General features: G+C 62.6%; 3 protein-coding genes. 1 reads left to right on the top strand and 2 read right to left on the bottom strand.

What is annotated here, in order from left to right; all coding sequences use genetic code 11:
• Positions 1-296: 296 nt before the first annotated feature.
• A complete protein-coding gene (locus WJU17_RS07565; protein WP_346326719.1) occupies positions 297-10865 on the top strand; it encodes a NosD domain-containing protein in 10569 nt (3522 codons plus the stop codon).
• Between the two features lie 81 nt (positions 10866-10946).
• On the opposite strand, the gene WJU17_RS07560 is transcribed toward WJU17_RS07565, so the two are convergent.
• Both WJU17_RS07560 and WJU17_RS07555 read right to left on the bottom strand, forming a co-directional pair.
• Complete coding sequence (locus WJU17_RS07560; RefSeq protein WP_346326718.1) at positions 10947-11711, bottom strand: DUF1295 domain-containing protein; 765 nt, start codon at positions 11709-11711, stop codon at positions 10947-10949.
• 125 nt (positions 11712-11836) lie between these two features.
• Positions 11837-13075, bottom strand: coding sequence for an acyl-CoA dehydrogenase family protein (locus tag WJU17_RS07555; RefSeq protein ID WP_346326717.1), 1239 nt, complete (start codon positions 13073-13075; stop codon positions 11837-11839).
• Between the last annotated feature and the right edge of the window lie 69 nt (positions 13076-13144).

The following is a 13144-nucleotide window of genomic DNA, read 5'->3' as shown; positions in this document are numbered from 1 at the left end:
ATTTTTAGCTTTCCCGGCTTCAGGGGCTTGCAAACAGACATTACTGAGGCGTATTAATACCGTCGACCGAAGGGCCATAAGCCTTAGGCGCCGTGGGGTTCGGGAAACGTTCTGCTGCTGTGAACGGCCTCCGGGAGGGGTTAAGGGAGCCAATCTGCTTGGGTTTCAAGAATAGACGTAACGTTTTGACGTTGTGTTCAAACACGCGTCATGGCTCAATGCCCCGGATTTTAAAAACCGCGGCGTCCGCTATGGACGTCTTCGCTGCTGTTTCGCTTTAAAGGGAGTCGAGATCGATGAATCTCTCCAACGAAAAGAACACGCTGCTGAACTCAGTGTCGCGCTTCGCCGTCGATATGACTGCCAGCGCGCCCATGAAGTTCGTCACGCGCGGCGCCATGGTGGCGGTCGCGCTGTCGGCCGTTACCTACATCACGGGTTACTCGGGCGACGCGGCTGCGGCCTGCTCCCCGGCGACGGCGGCTGCGGACAATACTAACGTCACCTGCGGCACCAACACGGCGGGCAGCTTCGACGCGGACGGCTTCGATGAAAACGTCATCGTCGTCGGCGGCAGCCTCACGGAAATCGGCGTCGCGGGCGGCGGCACCGGCGTGGGCATCGATCTGACGGCGGGCGCCGACGGTAACGCCAACCAGAACGTGGTCATCGTTCTCGAGGACTTCAGTGGCCTGTTCGCTGGTCCCGGCCAGGTGACCAGCTCGCAGAGCGACGCCATCGCCATCGTCGGTGACAGCAACGTCATCTTCAACGGCGGCGCCAAGGGCGACGGCAAATCCGATCCGCTGATCGGCGGCGGCATCATCTCGACCACCGGCAACAGCAACGACGACAACGCCATCGACGTCACCGGCAACAACAACAAGATCGTCAACCAGAGCGACGGCACCGACACGGCCGGCACGGGCGTCATCAGCTCGGGCACCGGCGATGCCATCCTCATCAACGGCACCGGCAACAGCGTCACCAACGGCAGCCAGACCTCGCCGACCCGCACCGGCACCATCCAGGGTGACGAATCGGGTATCAACCTGAAGGGCGGCACCGCCGGTTCCGGCGCCAACGTGGTCGACAACTTCGGCGGCTCCATCAAGGGCGCGACCGGTATCTTCGCCGATGACTTTGCGACCATCGGCAACGCCAAGGGCGCGACCATCGAAGGCACCAACGGCGACGGTATCGCCGCTGGCGGCGCCGACACGGTTACCATCAACAACGCTGGCGACATTAAGGGCAGCGATGACGGCATCAGCATCGACGATGTGGGTACCACCGTCACGTTGAACGGCAAGGGTACGCTGACTGGTGCCGACGACGGCGTGTCTTTCGAAGATGACGGTCAGACGCTCAACTTCGGCGGCGGTCAGGTGATCGACGCTGTCGATGACGGCATCGACGTTGGCAACAGCGGTGATGCGGACAACGCGACGCTGAACTTGGGCGAAGGCACCATTCTGGCGGGCGATGACGGCATCGTTGTAGGTACCGACGACACGGGTACCGAAATCAACATCGACGGCACCATCATCGGCAAGACCGACGATCGCGTCGGCGGCGACGGCATCGACGCCAACGAGTCCATCGATCTGAACTTCAACAGCGGTCAGATCAATGCCTCCGACTGGGGCATCGAGATCAACGATGACGACGCCGACGGCAGCAACATCAACATCGGCAACGGCACGGGCGACACGGCCACCGTCGATGGCAACACCGGCGGCATCCTGGTCTCCGGCGGCGGCCTCGGCACCGACAACACCGACATCAACGTGAAGTCGGACGGTGTCGTGCAGTCCACCAACGGCCCGGGCATCCAGATCAACGAAGCCGACCAGTTCGGTGACAGCAACGACATCGTCGTCGACGGCAAGGTCATCAGCACCAACGGCACCGCCATCATCGTCAACGGCCAGAACGTCTTCGCCGGCGGCAACGACGTCACCATCAACAAGGGTGGCGAAGTCAGCGGCGGCAATATCGGCGTGTACTTCGACGGTAATGGCGACGGCACCGATGCCGATGGCGACGATCTCGCCAATGCCGGCAAAATCACCGGTGGCAATATCGGCGTGCTGGTCCAGAACCACAACAGCGACATCGGCAATGCCGGCGGCACCATCGAGAGCGGTGACGTAGGCGTTCAGTTTGACACGCTGCACATCGATGGCGATGCCAGCGAAAGCGGCTATCAGGATGACGAAACCTCCGTCATCAACGCCGATGGCGACGGTATCCGTTACACCACCGGCGTGAACGGCGGCTCGGGCCTCGAAGGCGGCGCGCAGGAAGTCCTCACCGTCAACGGCGCGATCAACGCCGGCGATGACGGCATCGAGGTCAACTCCAAGTTCGACGTCACCAACAATGGCGTCATCACCATCACCGGTGAAGACAGCGACAACAACGGTATCGAGCTGAACGGTTCGGACAACAACGTCACCAACACCGGCACCATCGACACCGAAACCAACCAAGCCGGCGACGGCATCCATGCCGAGGTCGATAACCAGCTGCTGATTTCCAACAGCGGCACGATCAACGCCTATGGCGACGGTATCGAAGTCCAGAACGGCAACGTTCTCGATTACTTCGCTCAGGGCGGCGCTGAACAGCGCGTCGAGAACGTTGGCAATGGCGTCATCAACGCCTGGGATCATGGCATCTCTGCCGGCAACTTCACCTACGTCTACAATGGTGAAAACGCCACCATCAACGGTGACAGCAACGAAGGCGGCTTCGGCAGCGGCATCATCGTCAACAACCAGAACACGGTTGTGAACGATGGCCTGATCACCGGCGCCAACGGCATCGAAGCCAATTCACTGAACGGCAGCGGCTTCGGCGGCATCACCAACAACGGCACGATCACGGCCACCAACGCCGGCATCCTGATCCACGGCAGCCAGAACCAGGTCACCAACACGGCCGATGGCGTCATCACCGGCGGCGAAGGCGGCGGCATCCAGCTCGATGGCTCGCTCAACATCGTCACCAACGACGGCTCGGTCATCGGCGGCGAAGGCGCCGGCCTCCAGATCAACAATGCCTCGCTGAACATCGTCACCTCCAACGGGTCGATCAGCTCCACCGCGGGCAGCGGCGGCGACGGCATCCAGATCAACGGCGGCACCAACAACGTCATCAATGCCAACACGGTGCAGGGTGACGATGATGGTATCGAGCTGAACACCAGCATCAACAACACCATCACCGCCAACAGCGTCGTCGGCACCAACGGCCACGGCGTCTCGGCGAATGGCAGCTCCAACAACTCGATCATCGTCGGTGAAGACGGCATCAGCGGCGCTGATGACGGCGTGAACCTGACGAACTCGACCAACAACACGGTCATCGCGGGCGTTGGCGGCATCACCGGCACGAACGGCGACGGCGTCGACATCTCGGGCGGCGGCAACAACACCGTCACCACCACCGGCGCCATCATCGGCGATCCGGGCGTCGTGATCACCAACTCCAGCAACAACAACGTCACGGGCGCCAACATTGCCGGCACCAATGGCGGCGTTGTCATCAACAACGGCAACAACAACACCGTCACCACCACCGTCGGCAACATCGATGGCGACAGCGACGGCAACAGCACGGGTGACGGCGTCAGCATCACCGGCTCGTCCAACGTCGTGGGCAGCGCCACCGACATCTTCGGCGCCGACGCGGTCACCATCACCGGCAACCAGAACGAAGTCACCGCCGGCTCCAACATCGAAGGCGACTGGGACGGCGTCCAGATCAGCGGCAACAGCAACATCGTTGACGCGGGCGCCGCGATCACCGGTAACGCCGGCGAAGGCGTCCAGATCGACGGCAAGAACAACAACGTCAATGCCGACAACGGCATCTACGGTGATGACGATGCCGTGCAGATCAGCGGCACCGGCAACATCGTCACCTCGGGCGACGTGATCAACTCGACCACGGGTGACGGCGTCGACATCGACGGCAACAGCAACATCGTCGAAGCCACCAATTTCATCAATGGCGAGGATGCTGGCGCGACCATCAGCGGTAACACCAACTCGGTCACGGCGGGCGGCATCGTCGGCAGCACCGGCGTTTACATCGACGGCAACAACAACCAGATCGACTCCGGCGTAATCACCGGCACGGTCTACGAAGGCCTTGAGATCGACGGCAACAGCAACATCGTCGATGCCAGCAGCGTCTCGGGCGGCGACAACGCCATCAACATCGACGGCAACTCCAACTCGGTGACGGTCGATGGCGCCGTGACCGCCGATACGGGTCTGGGCGGCTACGGCAGCGGCATCCTGATCGACGGCAACAGCAACAACGTCAGCACCGGCGATGTCAGCGTCAGCGGCAGCGGCGAATGGGGCGTGTCGGTCAATGGCAGCAGCAACACGGTCGAAACCGGCAGCATCGCGGGCTTCAGCGAGGCGGGTGTCGAGGTCTCCGGCAGCAGCAACACCGTCAATGCCGATGGCGACATCTCCAGCGTCGAAGGTAACGGCGCCAACGTGTCCGGCAGCAACAACACCGTCACCAGCACGAACAACATCTCGGGCGTCGACGGCGTTGTGATCAGCGGCAACACCAACACCGTGTCCGCCGACAACAACATCGAAGGCGATGATGACGGCCTGATCGTGACCGGCAACGGCAACACCATCGACGTTGGCAACAACATCGACGGTACCGACGGCGACGGCGCGAACATCAGCGGCAACAACAACGAACTGACCGTTGGCGACAGCATCCTGGGCGACGATGTCGGCCTCGCGCTGAGCGGCGACGACAACGACGTGACCGTGGCCGACGACATCGAAGCCACCGACGGCGACGGCGTGAACATCTCCGGCGACGGCAACGACGTCTCCATCGGCGATCAGGTGACCGCCGAAGATAACGGCATCGTCATCACCGGCGACCAGAACGAAGTCGAAGTCGCGCGCATCAACGCCGACGGCGGCAACGGTCTGTGGATCTCCGGCGACCAGAACAACGTCACGGTCGATGAATCCATCGACGCCAGCGGCGACGGCGTGCGCATCGAAGGTGGCTCGCTCAACACGGTCGACCTGACCGGCGTCGCGATCACGGCCGGCAATGACGGTATCTACCTCGGCAACTCCAAGAACGAGGTCGAGACCGATGACGAAACCACCATCGACGCCGGCGATGACGGCATCGAGCTGAACTATAGCGGCACCAAGAACGTCACCGAAGAGTTCACCTGGAACGGCACCATCAACGCGGATGATGACGGCATCCTGGCGAACCTCGGCTACATGTCGATCATCAACAACGGCACGATCAATGCCGATGCGGATGAGAACAATGACGGCACCGGTATCGTTGTCGGCTCGAACAGCAGCGTCGAGAACAACGGCACTATCACCGGCTGGAACGGCATTGAAGGCGGCGACAAGAACATCGTCACCAACAGCGGCGGCGCCCTGATCGATGTGGAAAACAACGGCATCGTCGTCGGCAACGAAAACACCGTCGCCAATGACGGCACGATCAATGCCGGCAATGACGGCATCGTGGCCGGCAACAACAACGTCATCACCAACACGTCGTCGCTGACCATCGTCGCGGACGATGACGGCATCGTCGTGGGTGACGGCAACACGGTCACCAACACGGGTATCATCGTCGCCGACGCCGACACGAACGGTGACGGCACCGGTATCGTTGGCAGTGACGGTAACACCATCGTCAACGAAGGCTCGATCACCGGCTACAACGGTATTGAAGTCGACGGTCTCGGCGGTGCGAACACCGTGACCAACGCCGATGGCGCGACCATCGACGCCGCGTTCGTCGGTATCGGCACCAACTTCGGCAACACCGTCACCAACGATGGCGAAATCGAAGCCGGCGCCTACGGCATCAGCGCGGGTGAGCAGAACACCATCACCAACAACGGCTCGATCCAGTCCGACGTCTATGGTGTGGAACTGGTCTACAACAACGACCTGACCAACTCGGACGGCGCGACGATTACGGCCGGTTCGGACGGTGTCCGCCTCGCCGACGACCTGAACACTGTCACCAATGACGGCACCATCGACGCCGGCGATGACGGCATCGAGATCGTGGCCGGTGCGAACACCAACACCGTCACCAACACCGGCGATATCCTCGCCGATGACGACGGCATCATTGTCTTCGGTGCGACCAACACCATCACCAACAGCGGCACCATCGACGCCGGCGACGAGGGCGTGGCCCTGGTCGGCGACGACAACAACCTCGACAACCTGGTGGGTGGCTCGATCACGGGTGCCGAAAACGGCGTCTCCGTGTGGGGCGACAGCAACGACATCGACAATGACGGCTCGATTGTCGGCGAGACCGAAGACGGCGTGCTCGTCGTGTTCACCGCGGACGGCACCACGCTCGACAATTCGGGCAGCATCACCGGTTACAACGACGGTGTGCACGTCCAGGCGTTCTCGAACGGTGGCGTCTACACCAACAGCGGCTCGATCACCGGCCAGAACGGCGACGGCGTCGACATCAACGGCAGCAGCAATTCGCTGACCAACACCAGCACCGGCACCATCCTCGGCGCCGATGACGGTGTGGCGATCAGCAATGGCAGCAACACCGTCGTCAACGCCGGCTCGATCACCGGCACCAGCGATGACGGCGTCGATGTCAGCGGCGACGACAATGTTGTCGTCAACTCGGGCTCCATCCTCGGTAACGATGAAGGCATCCAGCTTGATGGCGACGACAACACCATCCAGAACAATGGTGATGCGTCCTCGATCGTCGGCACCACCGGCGACGGTATCGACCTGGTCGGTGACGGCAACGACATCTACAACGAAGGCGCGATCATCGGCCTGTGGTCGGGTATCGACAGCACCGGTATGGGCCTGTCCGTCATCAACAACGGCGGCACGATCACCGGCACCAACTCCGATGGCATCACCGCGGGCTCCGGCACCAAGGTCTCCAACTACTCGCAGCCCATCGGCGAGGACAGCCAGGGCGAGACCATCTGGGACGTCGGTTCGATCACCGGTGACGAAGACGGCATCAACGCGGGCAGCGGCCTGACCCTGACGAACGGTACGGCCTCGACCATCACCGGCACCGACAGCGACGGCGTCGAGTTCGGCGGCGGTGTGAACAAGATCGAGAACTGGGGCACCATCTCGGGTGCGGTTGCCGGTCTCCATGAATCGACTGGCGGTGGTAACACCACGGTCATCAACACCGGCCTCATCACCGGTAGCGAAGCGGCCTACCTGTACTCCGACAGCGAGGCTGGCGGCGTCGTCACCATCGTGAACTCCGGGACCATGGAAGTTGATCCCCTGAGCAACGGCTCGCTTCCGACCCCGGTTGTCGACAATCCCGCCACGGAAGATGTCGATGAATCGGTCGTCACGCTCGACGACCTGATCAACGGTGAAGGCGCCAATCCGGTTGCCGCCATCGACACCAGCGCGGGTCCGTCGGATCTGACCACGGTCATCGTGAACTTCGGCCTCATTGACGGCGCCAACAAGTTCTCCGATCCGGTCGAAGACAACGAAGAAACCGAAGAAGTCGACGAAAGCGCACCGTCGGTCCAGACCAGCAACCGTTTCGCCATTCTCGGCGGCGCGGGCAGCGAACTGGTCCACAACTTCGCCCCGGGCGTCATCAACGGCGACGTGGCCCTGCAGGGCGGCGACGACCTCTTCGTCATGGAAATCGGCTCGCAGCTGAACGGTGACCTCGACATGGGCACCAGCAGCAACACTGGCTTCCAGCTGGTTGCCATCGCCGACGATCCGGACACCAAGGACGTTGACGAATCCAAGGGCGGCACCGCCGCTGAGTGGGTCGAGGCCGAAGGCGTCGACACCGACGTGGACGCGGTCGTCCTGATGGGCACCGGTTACCAGGATCACGCTGGCAACATCACCGAAGCCGAAGTGCTGCTGGTCGATGACATGCTGACCGTTTCCGACTTCTACGGTGACGAAGAGACCTCGAACTCCGCCGCGGTTCTCACGCCGGCCCTGTTCGCCTCGGTGCCGAACATGCCGCTGCCGGCTGGCACCTGGAACCTCAACGGTCAGACGACCGTCGATGGGACCTACCTGTGGACGGAAATCGAGATCGACACGGACGGCGACGGCGTGACCGATGACGAAGCCAGCGAATGGCAGATCAGCGGTACCGTGGGCACCGTGGTCAACAACGGTCGCCTGAATGTCGGCGGCACCATCCTGGTCGAGACCGTCGTCTCGGTTGATGATCCGGACACGGCGGATGTCGATGAAGGCAAGTCGACCTACGCTTGGGTCAACCAGAAGGATGCGGTCCTGACCTCCCCGGTCGTGGATGTGAAGTCCGGCGGTATCCTCGGCGGTCACGGCACCATCATCACCAACCCCGGTGCTGCTGGCGGCAATGGCGGCGTCAACCTCACTGGCGCGGTCCAGGGCGGCGACGTCACCTACTATGTCGGCGCTGACGATGAGTCCTTCTACGCTGTCAACCAGCCCGATGAATCTCGCGGCCGCCTGATCGTCGGCACCGTCGATGTTCAGGTGCTGGATGATGAAGGTGCTCCGGTTCTCGACGAAGATGACAACCCCACCTACACCAAGGTGGCGGTCGATGCCGACGGCACCAAGTATCCGAATGTCGTGCTGCCGGCCTCGAACAGCTACGAAGTCTTCGAAGGCGCGTTTGATCTGGCGACCGACAGCCCGCGTTACGCCACGCTGGCTCCGGGCGATGAGATCGACCGGATCGGCACGCTGACCGTGTATGGTAACGTCACCATGGACGGCAAAGTCACCGGCACCACCACGTACCGCACCCCGGTCCTGGATAGTGAAGGCGACCCCGTCCTCGACGAGAACGATGAGCCCACCTACACCGATACCAAGGGCCGCAACGTGGTCACCAATTGGGGCAGCCAGTTCCAGGCTGACCTGAAGGCTGACGGCACCGGCGATCTGCTGAACGTCAAGAAGACCGGCACCACCAAGGCCATCGTCGGCTCCATCATCGACACCACCGGCCTCGGCACCGTTGACCTGATCACTCAGGACGACAAGGGCGCGCCCACCAAGGGTGAACCCGATGGTGTGAACGACTTCGACTTCGACGACGACGACAAGAAGTTCGACATCCTCGTCGCCGGCAAGGGCGGCCCGGATGGTGTGCCGGATGGCGTCGAGTACAAGGTCAGCACGGTTACCGACGGCGCCGTGATCGTCGATGGCCGCCTGGACATCCGCCTGGATGGCCAGTTCGCCGACCTGGTCGATAACAGCCAGGATGCCATGATCGACGACCCGAATGGGCCGACCGGTTGCGGCGACGATCCGGATGGTGCGGACTCCTGCCCGCAGATCCCGAACCCCGACTACAAGGTTCCGGATGGCATCGCCGATGTGGACAGCAAGGGTATCGCCACGCCGCTGGCCGACTTCTCGAAGGACGCCAAGGTTTGGGACATCATCGTCGCTGAAGGCGGCGTGACCGGTAAGTTCGACGAAAAGGGCTTCGACGGTGGCGCCAACGACGGTGCCGTGGTTGTCCGCTACGCGGTGGCCGATGATCCGAGCACCGAGGAAGACGAGACCGTTACGGAACAGCGCGTGCAGCTGCTGAAGGCCTATCTGCAGTACCTGCCCGACCGTGTCCGTATCATCTCGATCCCGGACTTCGCGCCGAAGGGTGAAACGCTCAACCAGGTCATCACTGGTGAGTACATCGACTCCTTCACCGCCTACGGTCTGAACGAAGACAGCCTCCACGCCATCGTGGCGCTGGTCGGCACGGCTTCGGACATCCCGGCGGCCCTGGATGCGCTGCACCCCGAGTGGTACAACGCCTTCAACGAAGTCGGCTTCACCATCGCTCGCGGTGCCGAACAGCAGGCCTACATCCGCACCATCGAGGCCCAGGGCCTGTCGGGTGGCAAGCAGAACCGGGTCGTGATGAACGTGGGTGACAACTCGGCGGTCGGCCAGTCCGGCTCCGACAACCGCGCCACCTTCTGGCTGTCGGGTTCCTGGGCGACGTCCGATGTGGAAAGCAATGAAGGCTTCCTGCAGTACGACTACCAGACCCTCACCGGCTATGCGGGCTTCGACTACCTGATCAACCCGAACTTCCTGATCGGTATCCTGGGCGGCTTCGGTAACACCGATGTCGACTTCGATGGCCGCACCGGCGAAGGCGATGTGGATCACTGGCAGGTTGGCGGTTACCTCAGCTACTTCACCGACACCTGGTTCTTCAATGCCGGCGGTGGCATGGGCGACATGAACATCGAGAGCGACCGTGACATCGACTTCGGTTCGTCGATCGGCTCGATCTCCCGTGTCGCGCACGCCGAGTACGACGGCGACGTCTACTACTTCTACGGTAAGGGTGGTTACAGCTTCGACACCGGCAACGGTTTCAAGATCACCCCGGAAGCCGGCCTGACCTGGGCGAAGGTGAAGCAGGATGCGTTCGAGGAAACCGGCGCCAACGAAATCGACCTGATCGTCGACGAACAGTCGGTGGAATCGCTCCGGGCCACTGCCCAGCTGCGCTTCTCCAAGACCTTCCGCTCCGGCAACGGCGGCGGCTGGATGCCCTACGCTCGCGTCGGTGTGGCGCACGAGTTCGAGGACGATCTCCGTCCGATCAGCTCGCGCTTCCGCGCCGCCCCCGGCACCAGCTTCACCGTCTTCGGCGAAGTGCCGCGTGAAACCACCGCCATCTTCGGCGTCGGCGTCACCGGCAAGGTCAGCGATGCCTTCACCCTCTTCCTCGACTACTCGGGCGAAATGGGCGGCAACTACAGCGAACACGTCATCAGCGGCGGCGCCCGGATCAGCTTCTAAGATCCAGCCACCGTCCAGACGGACGACAAAAGGAAAGGGCGCCCCTCGGGGCGCCCTTTCTGCTTTTGGTGATGGTGTCGGTCAGCGTTTCGCGGGCAGGGGGATGAAGGCGCTGGTGCGGGCGACATAGGCGTCGTAACCGGGCCGTCTTTCGCCCATTTTCTTCTCCGCCAGCGGCAAACCCGAGACTTTCAGCAGCAAAAATGTGACCAAAAGGGGGCTGAACAGTGTCCACCACGCGCCGTGGGCGGGCAGGCAGGCCAGGAAAAGGCCCCACCAGACACAGGTTTCACCGAAATAATTGGGGTGCCGGCTGTAGCGCCACAGGCCGGTTTCCATCACCCGGCCCTTGCTCGCCGGGTCCTGCTTGAAGCGCCAGAGCTGCGCGTCGGCCACCGCCTCGAAGACAAAGCCGAACAAAAACAATGCGGTACCGGCAATCGTCAGCGGATCAGCCAGGTGGCCAGTACCGCCGATGGCGAACTGCACCGGCAGCGAGATGAGCCACATCAGCAGCCCCTGCAGCATGAACACCGTCACATAGCTGCGAACCGCCCAGTTCCCCGGCGCCTTCTCCCGCATCTCGCGGTACCGCCGGTCTTCGCCATGCGCGAGATTGCGTCTCAGCAAATGACCGCCAAGCCTAAGAGCCCAAAGGATAATCATCCCGGCGACCAGCCAGCCATGCGGCGAAATATCGGGCACTGCAGCCAGGGTAACGACGGCGATCAGGCCAAAACCAGGCCCCCAGAACGCATCGATGATGCTCGTATCCCGCCGCCAGACACTCACCGCCCAAAGAGCGCTGAGGGCCATCCAAACCGTAATCGCGCTGGTCACCAGCATCACGCACCTCGCTTGTCCCCAAAGGACTCTCTACGAGATGTCGTTCGCCGCGGATGCCGGACAAGAAAACGCGGGCCAAACCGGGCCCGCGTGAAGTTGAGGGTTGTGGATAAGACTGAATATAGTCATTCCGCGGCGAGATTGTGTTGTCTTTCGCGCTTCTCGCGTTGTTTTTTCAGTTCGACCTGGGCGACCGTCCGGCGATGCACCTCGTCGGGACCGTCCGCGAGCCGGAGGGTGCGCTGTCCGGCATAGGCGCGGGCCAGCGGGAAATCGGCGGAAACGCCGCCGCCGCCATGGATCTGGATGGCCCGATCGATCACTTTCGACGCCATGTTGGGGACGGCGACCTTGATCTGGGCGATCTCGCTGCGCGCCACCTTGTTGCCGTACTTGTCCATCATCCACGCCGCCTTCAGCACCAGCAGGCGGGCCTGCTCGATCTCGATCCGGCTGTTGGCGATCTGCTCCTCGACCACGCCCTTGTCGGACAGGCGCGAGCCGAAGGCGACCCGGCTGTCGGCGCGGGCGCACATCAGCTCCAGCGCCCGCTCGGCCGAACCGATGGCGCGCATGCAGTGATGGATGCGCCCCGGTCCCAAGCGGGCCTGGGCGATCTCGAAGCCGCGGCCCTCGCCGAGCAGGATGTTGGAGACCGGCACGCGCACGTTCTCGAACAGCACCTCGCCATGGCCGTGCGGCGCGTCGTCATAGCCGAAGACGGGCAGCGACCGCTTGATGGTGATGCCGGGCGTGTCGCGCGGAATGACAATCTGGGACTGCTGCTGGTGCTTGGGCGCGTCCGGGTTGGTCTTGCCCATGAAGATGATGACCGCGCAGCGCGGGTCCATGATGCCGGATGTCCACCACTTGCGGCCGTTTACCACGTACTCGTCGCCGTCCCGCTCGATCCGCGATTCGATGTTGGTGGCGTCCGAACTGGCCACCAGCGGCTCGGTCATGGCGAAGGCGGAACGGATCTCGCCCTCGAGCAGCGGCTTGAGCCAGCGCTCCTTGATCTCCTCGGAGCCGTAGCGCTCCAGAATCTCCATGTTGCCCGTGTCGGGCGCGGAACAGTTGAACGCCTCGGACGCGAGCGGCGAATGACCCAGCAGCTCGGCGATGGGGGCGTATTCCAGATTGGTGAGGCCGGCACCCTTCTTCGATTCCGGCAGGAACATGTTCCAGAGGCCGGCCGCCTTCGCCTTGGCCTTCAGCTCTTCCATTACCGGCGGCACGCACCAGCGGCCGCCCGCCTCGACCTGTTCGGCGAAGACTTTCTCCGCCGGCACGACGTGCTCGTAGATGAAGGAGCCAACACGCTCCTGCAATTGCTTCACTTTGTCGCTAAACTCGAAATCCATGAGATATCCCCGAACGTGTTTGCTGATCCTGGCCGGTTATGCGGATTTTCCGTCCCGGCTTCTGGTGAG

Source organism: Iodidimonas sp. SYSU 1G8 (assembly GCF_039655775.1).
Taxonomy (GTDB): Bacteria; Pseudomonadota; Alphaproteobacteria; order SMXS01; family SMXS01; genus RI-34.
Note: the sequence above shows the minus strand (reverse complement) of the source record. Positions and strands in the feature narration are given on the sequence as shown.